This is a genomic window from Pseudorhizobium endolithicum, from assembly GCF_902153245.2.
Taxonomy (GTDB): domain Bacteria; phylum Pseudomonadota; class Alphaproteobacteria; order Rhizobiales; family Rhizobiaceae; genus Neorhizobium; species Neorhizobium endolithicum.
In genome coordinates this window covers 263,569-281,730 of record NZ_CABFWF030000014.1, presented here as the reverse complement: position 1 = coordinate 281,730, position 18,162 = coordinate 263,569, and the positions used below count along the sequence as shown (strand labels likewise).

Annotated in this window: 20 protein-coding genes; 6 read left to right on the top strand and 14 right to left on the bottom strand. The window is 61.5% G+C overall.

Annotated elements, in window-relative coordinates; genetic code table 11:
* Nucleotides 1-38: 38 nt before the first annotated feature.
* From RTCK_RS16555 to RTCK_RS16540, 4 genes are all read right to left on the bottom strand, one after another.
* Complete coding sequence (locus tag RTCK_RS16555) at nt 39-803, bottom strand: M48 family metallopeptidase (protein ID WP_142593593.1); 765 nt, start codon at nt 801-803, stop codon at nt 39-41.
* Between the two features lie 85 nt (nt 804-888).
* Complete coding sequence (locus RTCK_RS16550; protein ID WP_142593592.1) at nt 889-1,311, bottom strand: DUF2852 domain-containing protein; 423 nt, start codon at nt 1,309-1,311, stop codon at nt 889-891.
* Nucleotides 1,312-1,442: 131 nt separating this feature from the next.
* Nucleotides 1,443-2,729 carry a polyhydroxyalkanoate depolymerase gene (locus RTCK_RS16545; protein ID WP_142593748.1) on the bottom strand — a complete coding sequence of 429 codons (1,287 nt, stop codon included), beginning with the start codon at nt 2,727-2,729 and terminating at the stop codon, nt 1,443-1,445.
* 207 nt (nt 2,730-2,936) lie between these two features.
* A complete protein-coding gene (locus RTCK_RS16540; protein ID WP_142593591.1) occupies nt 2,937-3,779 on the bottom strand; it encodes a fumarylacetoacetate hydrolase family protein in 843 nt (280 codons plus the stop codon).
* A gap of 135 nt (nt 3,780-3,914) precedes the next feature.
* Here RTCK_RS16540 and RTCK_RS16535 point away from each other — a divergent pair, with 135 nt between their 5' ends.
* Complete coding sequence (locus RTCK_RS16535; RefSeq protein ID WP_142593590.1) at nt 3,915-4,514, top strand: nitroreductase family protein; 600 nt, start codon at nt 3,915-3,917, stop codon at nt 4,512-4,514.
* A 50-nt stretch (nt 4,515-4,564) separates the two neighbouring features.
* On the opposite strand, the gene gyrB is transcribed toward RTCK_RS16535, so the two are convergent.
* The 5 genes from gyrB to RTCK_RS16510 form a co-directional block, all read right to left on the bottom strand.
* Nucleotides 4,565-7,000 carry a DNA topoisomerase (ATP-hydrolyzing) subunit B gene (gene gyrB / locus RTCK_RS16530; RefSeq protein WP_142593589.1) on the bottom strand — a complete coding sequence of 812 codons (2,436 nt, stop codon included), beginning with the start codon at nt 6,998-7,000 and terminating at the stop codon, nt 4,565-4,567.
* Between the two features lie 137 nt (nt 7,001-7,137).
* The gene (locus tag RTCK_RS16525; RefSeq protein ID WP_142593588.1) at nt 7,138-7,503 is read right to left on the bottom strand and encodes a helix-turn-helix domain-containing protein; all 366 of its coding nucleotides are present in this window, start codon (nt 7,501-7,503) and stop codon (nt 7,138-7,140) included.
* Nucleotides 7,500-8,063 (bottom strand): Smr/MutS family protein, encoded by a 564-nt coding sequence (locus RTCK_RS16520; RefSeq protein ID WP_142593587.1) that lies wholly within the window; start codon nt 8,061-8,063, stop codon nt 7,500-7,502. The genes RTCK_RS16525 and RTCK_RS16520 overlap by 4 nt, the downstream gene beginning before the upstream one ends.
* Nucleotides 8,060-9,181, bottom strand: a complete 1,122-nt coding sequence (mltA, locus tag RTCK_RS16515) for a murein transglycosylase A (RefSeq protein ID WP_142593586.1) — start codon at nt 9,179-9,181, stop codon at nt 8,060-8,062. Before mltA ends, RTCK_RS16520 begins: the two co-directional genes overlap by 4 nt.
* Complete coding sequence (locus RTCK_RS16510) at nt 9,178-9,873, bottom strand: Tim44/TimA family putative adaptor protein (protein ID WP_142593585.1); 696 nt, start codon at nt 9,871-9,873, stop codon at nt 9,178-9,180. The genes mltA and RTCK_RS16510 overlap by 4 nt, the downstream gene beginning before the upstream one ends.
* A gap of 109 nt (nt 9,874-9,982) precedes the next feature.
* Between RTCK_RS16510 and RTCK_RS16505 the strand changes: the two genes are divergently transcribed.
* Both RTCK_RS16505 and secB read left to right on the top strand, forming a co-directional pair.
* A complete protein-coding gene (locus RTCK_RS16505; RefSeq protein ID WP_142593584.1) occupies nt 9,983-10,492 on the top strand; it encodes an FxsA family protein in 510 nt (169 codons plus the stop codon).
* A gap of 89 nt (nt 10,493-10,581) precedes the next feature.
* A complete protein-coding gene (gene secB / locus RTCK_RS16500) occupies nt 10,582-11,061 on the top strand; it encodes a protein-export chaperone SecB (RefSeq protein WP_142522399.1) in 480 nt (159 codons plus the stop codon).
* 23 nt (nt 11,062-11,084) lie between these two features.
* Here secB and dnaQ read toward each other — a convergent pair whose 3' ends face one another.
* The 5 genes from dnaQ to RTCK_RS16475 are packed head-to-tail and all read right to left on the bottom strand — an operon-like array spanning nt 11,085 to nt 14,717.
* Nucleotides 11,085-11,813, bottom strand: a complete 729-nt coding sequence (dnaQ, locus tag RTCK_RS16495) for a DNA polymerase III subunit epsilon (RefSeq protein ID WP_142593583.1) — start codon at nt 11,811-11,813, stop codon at nt 11,085-11,087.
* Entirely contained in the window at nt 11,806-12,414 is a 609-nt protein-coding gene (gene coaE / locus RTCK_RS16490) for a dephospho-CoA kinase (RefSeq protein ID WP_142593582.1), read from the bottom strand. The genes dnaQ and coaE overlap by 8 nt, the downstream gene beginning before the upstream one ends.
* Nucleotides 12,411-13,268, bottom strand: coding sequence for a shikimate dehydrogenase (locus RTCK_RS16485; protein WP_142593581.1), 858 nt, complete (start codon nt 13,266-13,268; stop codon nt 12,411-12,413). Before RTCK_RS16485 ends, coaE begins: the two co-directional genes overlap by 4 nt.
* Entirely contained in the window at nt 13,261-13,860 is a 600-nt protein-coding gene (locus RTCK_RS16480) for a Maf-like protein (protein WP_142593580.1), read from the bottom strand. The genes RTCK_RS16485 and RTCK_RS16480 overlap by 8 nt, the downstream gene beginning before the upstream one ends.
* A 35-nt stretch (nt 13,861-13,895) precedes the next feature.
* Nucleotides 13,896-14,717, bottom strand: a complete 822-nt coding sequence (locus tag RTCK_RS16475) for a pyruvate, water dikinase regulatory protein (RefSeq protein ID WP_142593579.1) — start codon at nt 14,715-14,717, stop codon at nt 13,896-13,898.
* 398 nt (nt 14,718-15,115) lie between these two features.
* Here RTCK_RS16475 and hemE point away from each other — a divergent pair, with 398 nt between their 5' ends.
* From hemE to rho, 3 genes are all read left to right on the top strand, one after another.
* The gene (gene hemE, locus RTCK_RS16470; RefSeq protein ID WP_142593578.1) at nt 15,116-16,150 is read left to right on the top strand and encodes a uroporphyrinogen decarboxylase; all 1,035 of its coding nucleotides are present in this window, start codon (nt 15,116-15,118) and stop codon (nt 16,148-16,150) included.
* Nucleotides 16,150-16,692 carry a protoporphyrinogen oxidase HemJ gene (gene hemJ / locus RTCK_RS16465; RefSeq protein WP_408004562.1) on the top strand — a complete coding sequence of 181 codons (543 nt, stop codon included), beginning with the start codon at nt 16,150-16,152 and terminating at the stop codon, nt 16,690-16,692. The genes hemE and hemJ overlap by 1 nt, the downstream gene beginning before the upstream one ends.
* Nucleotides 16,693-16,876: 184 nt before the next feature.
* Nucleotides 16,877-18,142, top strand: a complete 1,266-nt coding sequence (rho, locus tag RTCK_RS16460; protein ID WP_139346276.1) for a transcription termination factor Rho — start codon at nt 16,877-16,879, stop codon at nt 18,140-18,142.
* Nucleotides 18,143-18,162: the final 20 nt, after the last annotated feature.

Here is an 18,162-nt window from a genome sequence, read left to right as displayed (position 1 = left end):
ATCCTCGGGGCTCGACCCGAGAATGAAGGGCGGGATGATCAGCCGAAATCGATAGCGTGGAGTTGCGAGCCGTGGCGCTTGAGCCAGGCCTTCGCCTCATCGGTGCGGGGGCAGAGGCGGCGGCACAGCCCCCAGAATTCCGGGCCGTGGTTCATCTGGTCGAGATGTGCCACCTCGTGGGCAGCGAGGTAATCGATGACGAAGGGCGGCGCCATGACGATGCGCCAGGAGAAGCTGAGATTGCCGTCCCAGGAACAGGATCCCCAGCGGCTGCGGGTGTCCTTCATGCTGATCGTCTTTACCGGCTTGCGCACGTGGCGTGCATGAACCAGGACCGCCGCCTCAAGGTCGCGGCGCGCTTCCTTTTTCAGGAAGGCGGCAATACGTCGACCGGCGTGTTCCGGCATTCCGCTGACGCGCAGCACCGCCCTGCCCTCGGCGACGACCGCTTCCGTCACGCCACGAAGGCCGCCGGTGTGCTCTACCTGGTGGAGGACGCCGCGCAGCATGAGCGAAGAGCCATGTCCAATCAGGGGAGATGCCTGCGGGAAGCGCGCAAGCCGCGTCAGCAGCCAACCCTGATGGCGGTCCAGGAATTCGTCGATCTCCGCCCGCCGCAGACCGACAGGAACCGTAAGGCTCAGACCCCTCGCCCCCGGCTCTATGCGCAGGGTGATGCGCGTCGAACGGGGATTTTCGCGAATGGTGAGAGGCATCGCCCGGTTGCCGATCTCAAGGGTACGTTTCTCCGGAGCCAAGGGCTTGCGGCGCAAACGGACCGGTTTCTTGAGGAGCGCGAACATTCAGCCTATCTAGCCGATTCGGACAGGTGAGGCATAACAGAACCGGCGCCCGAAGGCGCCGGCCCATGATGTTTCACGTGAATCCTCAAAGATCCACCATGTCTCCGGAGTCCGTGGGCCGATTGCGGCGTTCGCGCATGAATCGGTCGAACTCCGCCTGGTCCTTGGCCCGACGAAGCTCGCGCATGTAGCTGTCGAACTCCTCGCGCATCTCGTCGAGCTTGCGGCGCTCTTCCTCGAGGCGATCGAGTTCGGCCTTGCGCCAATCGTCGAAGGCGACATTGCCGGTGGAGAAATGCGTTCCGTAGCGCGACTTTGCTCGGCGGCAGCCGGCAAACATGCCGTCGGCGCGGCGATTGGCATCGCGCTTGAAGCCCTGAAGCCGTTCGCCGAACAGGATATAGGCAAGCATGGCGAGGCCGAGCGGCCAGAAGACCACGAAGCCCAGCACCATCAGGGCGATGGTAGCCGGCGTCCAATCCGGACGGATCAATGCTGACTGGTTCATCGGTGACACACCCTTCGTTTCTGCGGGCAGCCACATGCCAGCCCGTCAGGAATCGATTTGGGAAGCCATCGGGTTCGCTTCAAGAACAAGCGGTCGGTTTTCCATGAAACGCCTGATTTGAACGGATGAAATCAGTCCGACTTGCCGCCCTTGATGATGCGCTTGACCGGATTCTTGCGGCCGTTGCCGCGGCGCCCATGACGGGCCGTGAACGCCAGGATGCGTGGCGCGATCTCACGGCGGAAGCGCGAGCCGTTGAAGACGCCGTAGTGGCCGACATCTGGCTGCATGTAGTGCATGCGCATATCGTCGGGAATGTTGGGCGAGATCGTGTGGGCCGCCTGGGTCTGGCCGAGGCCGGAGATGTCGTCGTTCTCCCCCTCGACCGTCAGCAGCGCCACGTTGCGGATGGCCCTCGTGTCGACGAGCTGGCCGCGATGCCTCATCTCGCCCTTCGGCAGGGCGTGCCTGATGAAGACCGTATCGACCGTCTGGAGGTAGAATTCCTCGGTGAGATCCATGACAGCGAGGTATTCGTCGTAGAAGTCACGATGCTTCTCGGCGGAATCACCGTCATTCTTCACCAGGTGCTCAAAGAACTCCTTGTGCGCGGTGATATGCCGGTCGAGGTTCATCGACATGAAGCCGGAGAGCTGCAGAAAGCCCGGATAGACCGGACGCATGAACCCCGGGTGGGGCCAGGGCACGTTCATGATGACGTTGTCGCGGAACCAGTCGAGCGGCTTGTTCTGGGCGAGGTCGTTGACGGCGGTCGGGTTCTTGCGGGTGTCGATCGGGCCTCCCATCAGCACCATGGAAGCCGGAGCAAGCGGATCCCCGGACGCTTCCATGACGGCAACGGCGGCCAGTACCGGGACCGACGGTTGGCAGACGCCAATGACGTGGGTGCCGGAGCCAATGTGGTGGATCATCTCTATGAGATAGTCGATGTAGTCGTCGAGATCGAAACGACCTTCGGCGACCGGCACCATCCGCGCGTCGATCCAGTCGGTGATATAGATTTCCGCACCGGGAAGCAGCGTCTCAACCGTACCGCGCAGCAGCGTAGCGTAATGGCCGGACATGGGCGCAACCAGCAGCAGCTTCTGATCCGGCGCTCGATCCGCGGGAAGATCGCGGCGGAAATGAATAAGGTTGCAGAAGGGTTTCGACCAGACGATGTCTTCGCTGACGCGGACGGCGGCTCCATCGACGACCGTCGAAGAGAGAGCGAACTCCGGCTTGCCGTAGCGACGCGTCATCCGCTCGAACAGTTCGAAGCCCGCCGCCATCGTGCGCCCTGCGGCCGTATAGGACCACGGGTTCAGCGGATGGGCGTGGAAGAGCTTCATCGCATCGGCCGCAGCCCGGAAGGGCGCTACCGCAGCGTGGTTCATCTCATAGAGCTGGTAGATCATCGAGGTACCGCCTTTCATCCCCCGGCCATCGACCTGCGATGCGCCGCCGTCGGGCGTTGCTTCGTAAGCAAGGGACGAGGCTAGCATGTTTGGATTGCAGTGCAACATAAGGCGGGACCGATCATCAACCATAAAAGATGCCAGGCAGCGGACTACCTGGCATCCAGAATGGCGGGCGACGGTTAAGGTTCCACCCTGTGCGGGCGGTTAACGGTCGGCGACGAAGGTCTGGCGCTGCGTGCCAAGCCCCTCGATGCCGAGTTCCACGACATCGCCCGGCTTCAGGTAGCGCGGCGGCTTCATGCCCATCCCGACGCCGGGCGGCGTGCCGGTGGAAATGACATCACCCGGCTGCAGCGACATGAACTGGCTGAGATAGGAAACGACGAAGGCGACGCCGTAGACCATCGTCTTGGACGAGCCGTCCTGCATCGTCTCGCCGTTGACCTTCAGCCACATGCCGAGGTTCTGCGGATCGGCGATCTCGTCCTTCGTGACCAGCCAAGGCCCGATCGGGCCGAAGGTATCGCAGGACTTGCCCTTGGTCCACTGGCCGGAACGCTCGGTCTGGAAGCCGCGCTCTGAAACGTCGTGCGAGACGCAGTAGCCGGCAACATAATCCATGGCTTCGGCTTCGCTGACATATTTGGCGGTCTTGCCGATGACGACGCCGAGCTCGACTTCCCAATCGGTCTTCTCGGAGCCGCGGGGAATGAGGACATTGTCGTTCGGCCCGCAGATGGCGGAGGTGGCCTTCATGAAGATGACCGGTTCCGGCGGCACGGTGGCGCCCGTTTCGGCGGCATGGTCGGAGAAGTTGAGGCCGATGCAGATGAACTTTCCCGTACCAGCGACGCAGGCGCCGATGCGGTCGACCTGAAGCTCGGGAAGGGTCCTGGGATCGAGAGCGGCGATCTTCGCCAGGCCTTCCGGAGAGATTGCTGCCCCGCCGATATCGGCGACGTGCTGCGACAGGTCCCTAGCCTTGCCCTCAGCATCCAGAATTGCCGGCTTTTCCTGGCCCGGCCGGCCAACGCGCATGAGTTTCACGGGATATGCCTCCACTTGTCTGACAACCTGCGTTATGGAACATGGAGGAGCGGTTGTCACCCCTATTTCACGGCTTCCGTTGCGCTGGCTTCTCCGTCTCCTATGTTCATGGGCAACGGAATTCCGGAGCAGGCCATGACGCACAGCAACAACCGCGTATCGGAACATCCGATCGACGCCTTCTTCCTCGACCGCTGGTCCCCACGGGCGTTCACCGACGCGGAAATGCCCGATGCGGATCTGCTGACGATACTGGATGCGGGCCACTGGGCGCCCTCCTCCGGCAACAACCAGCCGTGGCGGTTCGTCTATGCACGGCGGGGAACGGACAGTTTTCCGATCCTGCTCGACATCCTCTCGCCAGGCAACCAGCGCTGGGCGCAGAACGCGTCGGCGCTGATCATCTTCGTGTCGCGCACCTACCGGATTTCGAAGGACGGGGAGAGGAAGCCGGCCTACACCCATTCTTTCGATACCGGCTCCGCGTGGTTCTCCATCGCCTGCCAAGCCATGAAGCTCGGATATCACGCCCACGGCATGGAAGGCATGGATCGGGAGAAGGCGGTGCTGTCGCTGGGGATACCGGACGGGTTTCGAGTGGAAGCGGCCTGCGCGATCGGCAGACTTGCCCCGAAGGAGATACTGCCGGAAGACCTGCGAAAGCGGGAGATCCAGAGCCAGCGCAAGCCGCTTTCGGAAGTGGCCTTCGAGGGACGGTTCGCCGGCGAAGAATAGGTTTCACGTGAATCACACGCCGAGGCGGATTCACGTGAAACAGCCATCGCTCAAATGTCGAGGTTGGCGACGCTCAGCGCGTTGTCCTGAATGAACTCGCGACGGGGCTCCACCTCATCACCCATCAGGCGCGAGAAGAGCCCATCGGCATCGGTTGCATCGGTAACCTTGACCTGTAGCAGAGAACGGACGTTCGGATCGAGCGTCGTTTCCCAGAGCTGCTCGGCATTCATCTCGCCAAGACCCTTGTAGCGCTGCATGGAGATGCCCTTGCGGCCGGCGGCGAAGATGGCATCGAGAAGTGCGAGCGCGCCCGACATCTCGTTCTCCTCGTCCTTACGACGCAGGACCGGCGGGGTGCCGTAGATCTCGTTCAGGCGTGAAGCCATCTGATCGATATGACGGGCATCCGCGGAGCCGATAAGCGCCACATCCAGCACGGCCACCTCCTTGACGCCACGCACCATGCGCTCGAAGCGCAGGCCGCCCTCGTCGGTCACATGGCCGGTCCAGCCGCGCTCCGTCTCCTCCGCAATGACATCCAAGCGACGAGCCACTTCGTCCGCGGTCTGCTGCGCACGCTGGGGATTGTCTGTCAGATCCGGATGGAGGGCGCCGGCAATCGCGGCCTGTTCCACGACCGCCCGGTTATAGCGGGAGTGCAGTCCATCGAGCAGGTTGCGGAGACGCATTGCGTCGTGGACGACCTCGCGCAGATCCTGGCCCATGCGCACCTCGCCGGAGGCAAGCACTAGGCTGGTTTCCTCAAGGCCGCTGCTGATCAGGTATTCCTCGAACGCCTTCTGGTCCTTGAGGTACTGGACGGACTTTCCGCGCGTCACCTTGTAGAGCGGCGGCTGGGCGATGTAGACGTAGCCGCGCTCGATCAGTTCCGGCATCTGGCGGAAGAAGAAGGTGAGCAGCAGCGTCCGGATATGGGCGCCGTCGACATCGGCATCCGTCATGATGATGATCTTGTGGTAGCGCAGCTTTTCGGCGTTGAACTCGTCCTTGCCGATCGAGGTGCCGAGCGCGGTGATGAGCGTGCCGATTTCCTGGCTGGAGAGCATCTTGTCGAAGCGGGCACGTTCGACGTTCAGGATCTTTCCGCGCAGCGGCAGGATCGCCTGGGTTTCACGGGAGCGGCCCTGCTTGGCTGATCCGCCGGCGGAATCGCCCTCGACGAGGAAGAGTTCGGACTTGGTCGGGTCCCTCTCGGAGCAGTCGGCGAGTTTGCCGGGCAAGGAAGCAATGTCCAGGGCGCCCTTGCGTCGGGTCAGCTCACGAGCCTTGCGCGCCGCCTCGCGCGCGACAGCCGCCTCGACTACCTTGCCCACGAGAACCCTGGCTTCCGCCGGATGCTCCTCGAACCAGGTGCCGAGCGCTTCGTTGACGAGGCTTTCCACGACCGGCCGAACTTCGGACGAGACAAGCTTGTCCTTGGTCTGGGAAGAGAACTTCGGATCGGGAACCTTGACGGAAACAACCGCAGTCAGGCCCTCACGGCAATCTTCGCCGGTGAGCGAGACCTTTTCCTTCTTGGTTATACCGGATGTGTCGGCATAGGAGGTGACCTGGCGGGTCAGTGCCCCCCGGAAGCCGGCCATATGGGTGCCGCCGTCGCGCTGCGGAATGTTGTTGGTGAAGCAGAGGACGTTCTCGTGGTAGCTGTCGTTCCACCAGAGCGCCACCTCCACGCTGATGCCGTCCTTCTCGCCACGAATAGCGACCGGCTTCTCGACGAGCGGCTTCTTGGAACGGTCGAGATAGCGAACGAAGGCCTCCAGGCCGCCGTCATAGATGAGCTCCTCCTCGCGGATATCGGGCTTGCGCTTGTCCGTTAGCCGGATTCTGACGCCAGAGTTCAGGAAGGCGAGTTCCCGCAGGCGATGTTCCAGAGTGTTGTAGTCGAACTCCGTCATGGTGAAGGTCTCGGGGCTGGCGAGGAAGGTGACCTCGGTTCCGGAGCGCCCCTCATAATCGCCGATCACCTTCAGGGGTGCATCCGCCACGCCGTGGGTGAACGAAATCTCGTGGACCTTGCCGTTGCGGCGGATCCGCAGCTTCAGCCACACGGACAGCGCATTCACGACCGAGACTCCGACGCCGTGGAGACCGCCGGAAACCTTGTAGGAGTTCTGGTCGAACTTCCCGCCGGCGTGCAGCTGGGTCATGATGACTTCGGCAGCCGAGACGCCTTCGCCGCTATGGATATCGGTCGGTATCCCGCGGCCGTTGTCCGTTACGGTCACGGAACCGTCGGCATTGAGGGTGACCGTCACGAGATCGGCATGTCCCGCCAGCGCCTCATCGATCGCGTTGTCGACGACCTCATAGACCATGTGATGGAGACCCGAACCGTCATCGGTGTCGCCGATATACATCCCCGGCCGCTTGCGCACGGCATCGAGGCCCTTCAGGACCTTGATGGAATCTGCGCCATATTCTGCACTCGCGCCATTTTCATTCACGGGTGTATCGGTCATCAATGGTCTTTCCAATTATCGTCCGCAGGCAGGGATAGCGAATCACCCGCACATCCACTTCGAGATATAGGGACTTTGGGAGGCTATCTAAAGGTCATGCCTCTCCCGGAGGCCCTAAAAACAGGGGATTCGCGTGCTCAACCCTTGAGGCGGGTTCCATCCAGGAGTGTCTCCATGGCCTCTACCACATCCACGGGCAAAGTGCGAATCTCGCGGGCCAGCCGGTTGGCAAGAGCCGTGTATGCAGGGGGCAGGCCGGAGGTATCGAGGACTACGCGGGGGTGGGAGGCTTCGGCCGTCATGAACAACTCGTCGGCCTCGTCCCAGATGATGTTGAAATAGCCCGCAATCCGCTGCAGCAGGTCGAAGCTCGGCTTGCCCTTCCTGCCGTGCTCCAGCGCCGAAAGATAGGCGGGCGACACCCCTATGGCATGGGCGAGGTCCCTTTGCGTGACGCCCTTGCGGCGACGCAACTCGCGAAGCGCCAGCGCGAACGGCGTCACAGGGAGCGCCTCGGCCGGCTGAGCCTTACGTACAAAGCTCCCTCTCCCCCATGGTGACGCGCCGCCCACTCATAGGAGGAAATGAGAAAGCGGAATTCCGGCTTGGAAAACCACAGGGGAACAGTCCGACGGAGGACGCCTTCGCTTCCCATCGAGCTGCCCTTGCCGGTGATGACGAGAACATGGCGCATGCCGCGCTCATGGGCGCGGAACAGGAAGTCGAGAAGAAGATCGTGCGCCTCATCCTGGAACAGGCCGTGGAGGTCGATCCGGGCTTCGATGGAAAGGCGTCCCTTGGCCAGCTTGCGGTGAACGGGCTTTTCGAGCGGCTGGTGGCTCGGTGCCGGCCGTGGGGCCCTGAGTTGGTTCCCCGGCGGGGATACTACGTCCTGCGGCGGGGCAGGCCGCGCCAGCGCCGCCTCTTCCGCAGCCAGCATGGCGGTTATTTCGGCCTCGTACTCCGCAACCTCATCCTGCCGGGCACGCAGCGCACGCGTGGACTTGGCAACCTTTCCCCACAGGATCCGCTCTTCCGGCCTGAGCTTCCGGCCCTCCGTCATCCGCCAAACCTCGCTGCCGCTGCATGGGGAATGAGAATATAGAAATCGGCGTCATCGCGGACAGTGCCGGCCAGTTCACCAGCCGCATCGCCGGAGCCGGTGAAGATGTCCCCGCGGTCAGGACCGACGATAGCGCTGCCGGTATCCAGGGCGAGAAGTGCCCGCGCGAAAGGGCGTCCGCCGTCAAGATGGGTCAATGTCGGCGAGTGGATGAAGAAGGGAAAGCCGAAGGTATGGATCAGGCGGTCCACCGCCAGCGAACGGCCGGGCAACAGCGGAACCTTGGCCGCAGCGACCGGACCGAGCGCCGGATCCTCGACTTCGGCCTCGCGGAAGAAGATGTACGAGCGATTGTGCCACAGGACCTCGTCCGCACTCGCCGGGTTCCGCTCCAGCCAGGCACGGATTGTCTGCATCGAGACCGTCTCCCGGCCGATCTCGCCACGGTCGATCAGCAGCTTACCGATCGCAGAGAAGGGATGACCCGCCTTGGCCGCATAGGTGATGCGGCGGAGGGACCCATCCGGGAAACGCAACCGAGCCGCACCCTGAACATGGGCAAAGAAGACGTCCACCTTGGAGCGGGCCCAAGCTATCTCGAGTCCGCGACCTTCCAGGTATCCGCCGTCGATCGCCCGCCGGTCCGGATAAGCGGCAATCTCTCCATCCTGCAAGCGTCCGAACATGTAGGAGGGATCAAGATCCGCCGGCCGGCTTTTGTCATCGAGATCGACCAGATCATGAGGCCGCCGGTAGAAGGGATAGGCCCAGACATCAGTCGGGAACGGGGAGACCTCTATCTCGGGCTCGTAGAAGGCCGTGACGAAGCCCCGCTTGCCGTCGCTCCTGCGGATCAGAAAAGGCCGGAAGTTCCGCTCGAAAAACCCCCTCGCCGCCGCTGAACCCGAGCCGTGCTCCCGAGAGGCAGCCTGATAGGCCGGCAGTATGTCTTCCGTCGTCAGGCCGAGCGACCCGTTTCGATACGCCTTCACCGACGTCACATGGTCGAGGCAGCGGCGCATGCCGACAAGAAGCGCGCCCGGATCATCCTTTTCCCAGCCCGGGAGATCCCCATAAGCGACCGGTGTCAGGAAAAACTCCGGCAAAATGCTGGTCATTGCTCGGATTCAGTCGCAACCAGTTTCCAGTTCGGATCGCGGGAGCGGACGTCGCGGGCGAAGGTCCAGATGTCGGTTACCTCCGCGACGGCTTCCTGGTCACCGTCGACCACCGCACCATCGCGATCGTAGGTCGCGGAGATCAGCTGGCTGACGATACGCACCGTCACCTGCTCCTCATTTCCCCGGACGCTGGCATGGGTGATGTCGGCCTTGTCGATGCCGACGAAGGTGGACTTGACCACTTCGCCCCGCGCTTCACGCTCCGTGATCGCCGCATCGAAGCCTTCATAGACTTCCTTGGACAGCAGGTTCCTGAGCGACTTGCGATCACCATCGGCGAAGGCGAGTACGATCATCTCGTAGGCCATCCGGGCGCCGTTCAGGAACTCGCGCGGCTTGAAGCTCGGATCCGCCTTGAGCAATTCCCTCAGTCCTTCATTGACGGGGGTCCCCGGCTTGGCGACGGCATCGATGTCGGCAAAGCGGTCCTCTTCGGAGCTTTCACGCCGCGGAAGCGTCACCACCTTGCCGTCGTCGCTCCCCGGCGCCCTTGTTCCCTCGCGGGCGCTGAACGGGTCGAACGGCGGCTTTTCATTGCCGGTTCTCCGGCCGAGGACGCTTCTCAACTGCAGAAAGATCAGGACAGCAGCGACGAGAAAAAACAGAGTGATAAAGTCGTTGGAGCCCATCTTGTCCCGCAGTGCCGTTTAAATTCTGGTTGCAAGTCCTCATATAGTCCGCAAACGCGGATCATTCAAATAGCGAAGGTGAGAGCGGGTTGCCGCCCTTCAAGATTACATGCGAACACGTTGGATCGCCATTTTCCTCATCCTGTTGCCGCTGGCGGAAATCGCCGGCTTCGTCGTCGTCGGCCAGTGGGTCGGCGTCTGGAGCACGCTGGCGCTCGTCCTCCTGAGCGGAATGCTCGGAATGCTGCTTCTGCGCATGCAGGGCCTCCAGGTGCTGAGGCAGCTTTCGGAGGAAGGCCGTGAAGGCCGCGTGCCGGGGGAGACGATCGTGCATGGGGCGATGATCGTCGTCGCTTCCCTGCTGCTGATGATCCCCGGCTTCATCACCGACATCATCGGCATTGCCCTCTTCATTCCGTCGCTCCGCCGGCTGATCTGGTCGTCCATCGGCCGCCGGTTTGTCGTCGCCGGTTCCAGCTCTTTCCGACGGGAATACCGCTACACGGGGAAGCAGAACACCGGATCGCAAGGGCGGGTCGTCGATCTGGACGAGGAAGATTTCCACCGCGAAGCAAACCCCTCCTCACCTTGGTCGGATCGGAAAATCTCCGACGAATAGGCTCCGGACCACCGGCGGCGGCAGGGTTGTAAGGCTTCTGGCGAAATGATAGACGGCCTGCAACCGTCCAATTCTCGAGGGAAACCCGCATGGCCACCGACACCGCACAGGGCGCCCAGAGCCCGTCGCTCAATATCCTCGCGCAGTACACGAAGGATCTTTCTTTCGAGAACCCGGGTGCGCCGCGTTCCCTGCAGTCGCGCGACAAGGCGCCCGCGATCAACATCAACGTGAACGTCAATGCAAACCCGCTGTCGGAAACGGATTTCGACGTCGTCCTTTCCTTGAACGTGGAAGCCAAGGACGAGGACAAGGTCGTGTTTGCGGCGGAGCTCGTCTACGGCGGCGTCTTCCGGGTGACCGGCTTCCCGCAGGAGCACATGCTGCCCGTTCTGTTCATCGAATGCCCACGTCTGCTTTTCCCGTTCGCGCGCCAAATCGTTGCAGACGTGACCCGCAACGGCGGTTTCCCGCCGCTGATGATCGATCCCATCGATTTCGCACAGATGTTCTCGCAGCGCATGGCGGCCGAGCGTGCAAAGGCACAGGTTCAACCGCTCAACAGCTGACGGGCGAACTACACGGAAAAGCCTTACGAAGCCCGGGCGGCGGCGTCCGGGCTTTTCGATTCATAGCGGCCCCAGATCGCCTTGTCCCCCAGAGACGCCACCATACTCCGGTGCGCGGCCAGTTCCATCTCGCTGATCCGCGGTGCCAGCGGCCTCGGGCGACCCGAGATCCCCACCACATGCTCCTCGATCTCGACAATCGTGGCCGATGCCTCGATCCCCACAAGTCCGAGTGCCGCCTGCCGGCCCCCGGTCATCTCGATATAAACTTCCGCTAGAAGCTCGGAATCGAGGAGCGCCCCGTGCTTTGTGCGGTGGGCGTTGTCGATTCCATAGCGGCGGCAGAGCGCATCCAGCGAGTTCGGTCCCATCGGATGCTTGCGGCGCGCCAAAGCAAGCGTGTCGACGACATGCTCCTGCGCTACCGGGGGCAGGCCCAGGCGCTCGAATTCCGCGTTTATGAAGCCGATGTCGAAGTTCGCGTTGTGGGCTATCCACTTGCCGCCATCGAAGAACTCGACAATCTGGTCAACGACTTCAGCAAAGCTTGGCTTGTCCTTCAGGAACTCGTCGGTGATGCCGTGAACGGCCAGTGCATCCGGATGGACCTTGCGATCCCCCGGGTTGATGTAGAGATGCAGCGTGCGGCCCGTCGGGAAGTTGTTGATCAGCTCGACGCCGCCGATTTCGATGATGCGGTCGAGCTTCGTCTCAAGACCGGTGGTTTCCGTATCGAAGATGATCTCACGCATTCGCTGTCTCGCTCATTCTTCCCGCGCGCAAAGCATCGATGATTTCAATGACCCGGCGGCGGGCCGTATCGAGCCCGTGGCCGGTATCGATCAGGAAATTTGCCCGCTTGCGCTTTTCCTCGTCCGGCACCTGCCGGGAGAGAATCATATTGAATTTTTCCACAGTCATTCCGGGGCGCGCAAGGACACGGGCCTGTTGAACCTGTGGATCACACGTCACGACGACGATGACATCCACCCTATCCTCCGCCCCGACTTCGAAGAGAAGCGGAATATCGAGAACCACAAGCTCCGTACCGGCGGCGTAGTGCATGTCAACGAAGTCGGCCTCCCGGCGGCGAACCAGCGGGTGCACGATCGCTTCCAGATCGGGAAACTTAGCCGGAGTCTCCGAGAGGAGCCGGACAAGTCGTTCCCGATCGACCACCCCATCAACAACGCTGCCCGGAAACGCCCTGCCTATGGGTTCCACCGCATCGGACCTGTAAAGATCATGGACGACTGCATCGGCATCATTCACGGGTATGCCGGCATCGGCGAACATCTGCGCGGTGGTGGATTTTCCCATGCCGATCGAGCCGGTGAGCCCCACGATGATCACGGGTGATGCTCCATGTCGGCGATGACCAGGGCGCGGAGCGTCTCGTCCACCAGCGGCCGGACACCGAACCATTTCATGAAGCCCGGCACCGCCTGGTGGAGGAGCATCCCCAAGCCGTCAACGGTCGCCAATCCCTGGGCCTCGGCCTGGACCAGGAACGGTGTCCTCAGAGGCACGTAGACGATGTCGGTGACGAGGCCCCGAAGCTGCATCCGGCTGAAATCGATGACCGGTGTCTCCACGCCGTCCATGCCAAGCGACGTCGTGTTGATGAAAAGCCCCGCGCCCTGCAGAACCTCCGGCAACGCGGTCATCGGATGACCGTGCACGCTTGCGCCGAAGCGATCCATGAGTTCGCGCGCCCTTGCCACCGTTCTGTTGACCACGTTGATTTCCGCTATCCCGCGATCACGCAGGGCGCGGATGACCGCCCGGCTTGCACCCCCGGCGCCGAGAACCACTGCGCGCTCGGCCTTAAACCAGTCAGGATGACGTTCGTCGAGATTGGCCGCAAATCCGTATACGTCCGTATTGGAAGCACAGAGCCTGCCGTCCTCCAGCCACAGCGTGTTGGCAGCGCCCAATTCTTGCACGAGCGTATCCCGTCGATCCGCGATCCGATAGGCCGCTTCCTTGTGGGGAATGGTGATATTCCCGCCGACATAGGGCAAGCGTCCCGACTTCAGATCGCCGATGAAATCGGGGAATGCCTCGACCGGGACGGCTTCACGCCGGTAGCTACCATCGACACCGTACTTCTTCAGCCAATAGCCGTGAATGAGAGGAGAGCGCGAATGCTTGATCGGCCAGCCGGCGACGAAGGCTTCGACAGTTGTTTCACGTGAATCAGGCATCGATCGCTCCGAGTTCCCGCAACTTGTCCAGCAGCGGCAGCATGGGGAGGCCGAGAATGGTGAAATAGTCGCCGTCGATTGCCGAAAACAGTTGGATGCCCTCGCCTTCCAACTGGTAGGCGCCGACGCTGCCGAGCAGCTTTTCACCGCACCGCGTAACGTAGCGGTCGATAAAGGTGTCGCTCAGCGGACGAACCGTCATGTTGGCGTGGGATACGTGCTCCCACAGGACGACGCCGTCCTTCACCAAGGCGATGGCGCTGTTCAGCCGATGGGTCTTTCCCGACAGCGATGCGACATGCCGCTTGGCCTCCGCCAGGTCGGCGGGCTTGTGAAAGACCCTGTTGCCGAGGGACATGGTCTGGTCCGATCCGATCACCAGCGCTCCGGGACAACGGCGACTGACATTGCGTGCCTTGGCGCAAGCAAGTTCGATGGCGACCTTATCCGGATTTGCCCGGTCCTTTTCGAAACCGGCCTCGATCGCGCGCTCATTGATGTCGGCTGCCCGGGACTCGAACGTCAGGCCGGCATTCTCCAAGAGCATTCGGCGGAAAGGGCTGGAAGAAGCGAGAATGAGAGAAGTCGTCAAGGCCAGCCGTTCCTGCGGATTAAACCTGCACCCGATTATCGCAGCCGCGGGCGCAAAGCAACGATCGCAGCGGCCGTCTCCTCGATCGACCGGCGTGTCACGTCGATGACCGGCCAGCCGTGGCGGGCGCAAAGGCTGCGGGCATATTTCAGCTCCTCCTGAATAGTAGCACGGTCGGTATAGTGACCGCGGTCATAGCCGTGCGTTGCACCCAATTCCCGGTGCTCGCGAACCTGCGAGATGCGATCGGTTGTTGCGACCAGCCCGACAACCAGTGGCCCCGCTGCCTTCAGCAGGCTTTCCGGAGGCTCCATCCCCAACACGATCGGCAGGTTGGCGGTCTTGATGCCGCGATTGGCCAGATAGATGCTCATCGGTGTCTTTGAGGTACGGCTGATACCCACCAGCACGACGTCCGCCTGGTCGTAATCCTCAGGGAACTGGCCATCGTCATGATCCATGGCGAAGTTCAACGCTTCCATGCGTGCGAAATAGTCTGCGTCCAAGGCGTGCTGTGCTCCGACGCGGCGACGGGAAGGGGAACCGAGAAAGACCTGGAACGTTGTCATCACCGGCTCGAGCACATTGACGCAAGGGATTCCAAGCTCGCGGCAACGATCGTCAAGGGCGTGAGCGAGATCCTGATCTACGATCGTGTAGAGGACGATACCGGGCTCCCGGTCTATCGACTGCAGCACAAGGAGGAGCTGCTTCCTGTTCCTTACGAGCGGATAAATGTGTTCGATCGCGGCATAGGCCTGGAACTGGGCCGAGACGGCACGGCCGGCGGATATGAGCGTTTCGCCCGTCGAGTCAGAAATCAGGTGCAGATGAAAGAAGTTTCTGCGGTTCTCCACGTTGTTCTTCATCCTTTGTTGATAACCGGGGAGAAAGGCGGGCCGTGACCGCAGCCTCGCCCACCTCTCAGGATAACGGCTCACTTTTCCACATTTCATCCCGTGGCGGATCCGATCAGGGCTCGGTTGTGGACAAGAAGGATAGCTCTTCGCACGTCCTTCGCTATCCACTCGTTATCCACAGGATGCTCATCCAAAGATGCCGATCATCCTATTGAAAATGCGAACCAATCCGCGACCCTATCGATATTCCCCTATCGCTTACTCCATTTCATCCAACGCCGATGGCCAAGGTGGCGGATTGTCGCGTTTCGTGTGAATGCCGTTTAATCCTTGATACCCCCTGACTCTAAGAAATAGAAAGCTCTTTAAAATCATTTCCTATTTAGGAGGACACCTTGACTGGCCCATCCCGGAAGATCGTCGACGTGCTGGAAGGCAAGACGGTCACCCCTCCCCCGATCTGGCTGATGAGGCAGGCAGGACGCTACCTCCCGGAATATCGTGAGACACGTGCCAAGGCCGGAAGCTTTCTAGATCTCTGTTATTCACCGGAGCACGCCGTGGAGGTTACGCTCCAGCCGATCCGGCGGTATGGGTTCGACGCCGCCATCCTCTTTTCCGATATTCTCGTCATTCCCGATGCCTTGAAGCGGAACGTCCGTTTCGTGCAGGGAGAGGGTCCGCAGATGGATCCGATCGACGTACAGGGGATCGAGCAGTTGAAGACGGACGGGGTCGTCGATCATCTTGCTCCGGTAATCGAGACGGTCCGCAGGCTTCGCCGGGAACTGCCGCAGGAAACGACGCTGCTCGGTTTCTGTGGGGCGCCTTGGACGGTTGCAACCTACATGATCGCCGGCCACGGGACACCGGATCAGGCGCCGGCCCGGCTGTTCGCCTACCGGCATCCGACCGTGTTTGCGAGGCTCCTCGACTTTCTTGCCGATGTTTCCGCGGAGTATTTGATCGCCCAGATTGATGCGGGCGCTGATGCGGTTCAGATCTTCGATTCCTGGGCCGGCGTTCTGGGGGAGCGGGAATTCGAGGCCTTTGCCGTTCGTCCGGTTGCAAGGACGATTCGTGCCGTAAGGGCGGCCCGGCCAGGCGCCAGGATCATAGCCTTTGCCAAGGGCGCCGGCATGAACCTGAAATCCTACCGGCAGCAGACCGATGCGAATGCCATAGGGCTTGATTGGTCTGTCCCGCTCTCCTTCGCCGCCGAACTGCAGAAGGAAGGGCCGGTGCAGGGCAACCTCGATCCGATGCGGGTGGTCACGGGTGGCCGTTCACTGGAGGAAGGGATCGATGCCATTCTGCAGAAGCTCGGCCACGGTCCGCTTATCTTCAATCTCGGCCATGGGATCACTCCCGAGGCCGATCCTGCACATGTGACGGATCTGGTGCGGCGCGTGCGGGAGTTCACGGCATGATCAGCCCGGAGCTTCAGACGTCCGGTGGAGCGGGGAGGAGGGCAAGCAGGAAGGCCCTTGTCGCGCTTGGCGTTTTCCTCGGCTTCATCGCCCTGCTCTACCTGTTGCAGCCGGACAGCTTCGCTCTCTGGATGAAAGCGCTCCACGTTGTGGCGGTGATCTCCTGGATGGCAGGGCTCCTCTATCTGCCGCGGCTTTTCATCTACCACAGTGACGCGGACATCGGATCGGCGCAATCGGAAACCTTCAAGGTGATGGAGCAGCGCCTTCTCAAGGTGATCATGAATCCGGCGATGATGATTACCTGGATTCTCGGCCTCTATCTGGCCTGGGATGTGTTCCGTTTCCAGGGCGGCTGGCTCCATGCCAAGATCGTGCTCGTGGTCTTTCTGACGGCTGTGCACGTGGTCTTCAGCCGGGCTGTCCGTACCTTCGCCGCCGACGGGCCGCGGAAGACACCACGCTACTGGCGCATGATGAACGAGGCGCCGACCCTGCTGATGATCGCGATCGTTATCCTCGTGGTCGTGAAACCATTCTGATCTCGGCTGGTTTTGACGGGCAAACGCGATGTTTGCCCTTGCGGTGAGCGGTGCAAGTCGCTATTTTCGCCGCATCTCATCTCGTGGCAGGCTAGTAATCCCCTCATCCTCCCCGGATTTTCCGCGGCGAGAATTTGACCGGCACGCCTTTTCCCCTCTTCTGTATCCAACGTGGTCCCCCTTCATGGCTGAAATGAAGCTTCAAGAACTCAAGAGCAAATCCCCGACGGATCTGCTGACCTTTGCCGAATCCCTCGAGGTGGAAAACGCCAGCACCATGCGCAAGCAGGAGCTGATGTTCGCGATCCTGAAGGTGCTGGCGAGCCAGGACGTGGAGATCATCGGCGAAGGGGTGGTGGAGGTTCTGCAGGACGGGTTCGGTTTTCTGCGGTCCGCAAATGCAAACTATCTTCCCGGCCCGGACGATATCTACATCTCTCCTTCCCAGATCCGCCGCTTCTCCCTGAAGACCGGGGATACGGTGGAGGGCCCGATTCGCGGCCCGAAGGAAGGCGAAAGGTACTTCGCTCTTCTCAAGGTCAACACGATCAATTTCGACGATCCTGAGAAGATCCGCCACAAGGTCCATTTCGACAACCTGACGCCGCTCTATCCGAACGAGCGCTTCAAGATGGAACTGGACGTGCCGACGTCCAAGGATCTGTCGGCACGGGTGATCGATCTGGTCGCGCCGCTCGGCAAGGGGCAGCGCGGACTGATCGTGGCGCCGCCGAGGACCGGTAAAACGGTGCTGCTGCAGAACATCGCCCATTCGATCACCGCCAACCATCCCGAATGCTACCTGATCGTTCTCCTGATCGATGAACGGCCGGAAGAAGTAACCGACATGCAGAGGTCGGTCCGCGGCGAGGTTGTCTCCTCGACCTTCGACGAACCCGCGGTTCGCCACGTCCAGGTCGCGGAAATGGTGATAGAGAAGGCTAAGCGCCTCGTGGAGCACGGCCGCGACGTCGTCATCCTGCTCGATTCGATTACGAGGCTCGGCCGAGCCTACAACACCGTTGTCCCCTCCTCCGGCAAGGTTCTCACCGGTGGTGTGGACGCCAACGCCCTGCAACGTCCGAAGCGCTTCTTCGGCGCGGCCCGTAACATCGAGGAAGGCGGATCGCTGACCATCATCGCAACGGCCCTGATCGACACCGGCAGCCGCATGGACGAAGTGATCTTTGAGGAGTTCAAGGGAACCGGCAACTCCGAAATCGTCCTCGACCGGAAGGTTGCAGACAAGCGGATCTTCCCGGCTATGGACATTCTCAAGTCCGGAACCCGCAAGGAGGATCTGCTCGTTCCGCGTCAGGACCTCCAGAAAATCTTCGTCCTTCGCCGAATTCTTGCCCCGATGGGGACGACGGACGCCATCGAGTTCCTCATCGACAAGCTCAAACAGACGAAGAACAACGGCGATTTCTTCGATTCGATGAATACGTAGTTCTTAGTCGGGTACAGATG

Excerpts from the sequence above, each read along its gene's own strand:
- RTCK_RS16555 (WP_142593593.1), bottom strand. The coding sequence starts at position 803 with ATGTTCGCGCTCCTCAAGAAACCGGTCCGTTTGCGCCGCAAGCCCTTG.
- RTCK_RS16550 (WP_142593592.1), bottom strand. The coding sequence starts at position 1,311 with ATGAACCAGTCAGCATTGATCCGTCCGGATTGGACGCCGGCTACCATC.
- RTCK_RS16545 (WP_142593748.1), bottom strand. The coding sequence starts at position 2,729 with ATGATCTACCAGCTCTATGAGATGAACCACGCTGCGGTAGCGCCCTTC.
- RTCK_RS16535 (WP_142593590.1), top strand. The coding sequence starts at position 3,915 with ATGACGCACAGCAACAACCGCGTATCGGAACATCCGATCGACGCCTTC.
- gyrB (WP_142593589.1), bottom strand. The coding sequence starts at position 7,000 with ATGACCGATACACCCGTGAATGAAAATGGCGCGAGTGCAGAATATGGC.
- RTCK_RS16520 (WP_142593587.1), bottom strand. The coding sequence starts at position 8,063 with ATGACGGAGGGCCGGAAGCTCAGGCCGGAAGAGCGGATCCTGTGGGGA.
- mltA (WP_142593586.1), bottom strand. The coding sequence starts at position 9,181 with ATGACCAGCATTTTGCCGGAGTTTTTCCTGACACCGGTCGCTTATGGG.
- RTCK_RS16510 (WP_142593585.1), bottom strand. The coding sequence starts at position 9,873 with ATGGGCTCCAACGACTTTATCACTCTGTTTTTTCTCGTCGCTGCTGTC.
- RTCK_RS16505 (WP_142593584.1), top strand. The coding sequence starts at position 9,983 with ATGCGAACACGTTGGATCGCCATTTTCCTCATCCTGTTGCCGCTGGCG.
- secB (WP_142522399.1), top strand. The coding sequence starts at position 10,582 with ATGGCCACCGACACCGCACAGGGCGCCCAGAGCCCGTCGCTCAATATC.
- dnaQ (WP_142593583.1), bottom strand. The coding sequence starts at position 11,813 with ATGCGTGAGATCATCTTCGATACGGAAACCACCGGTCTTGAGACGAAG.
- RTCK_RS16485 (WP_142593581.1), bottom strand. The coding sequence starts at position 13,268 with ATGCCTGATTCACGTGAAACAACTGTCGAAGCCTTCGTCGCCGGCTGG.
- rho (WP_139346276.1), top strand. The coding sequence starts at position 16,877 with ATGGCTGAAATGAAGCTTCAAGAACTCAAGAGCAAATCCCCGACGGAT.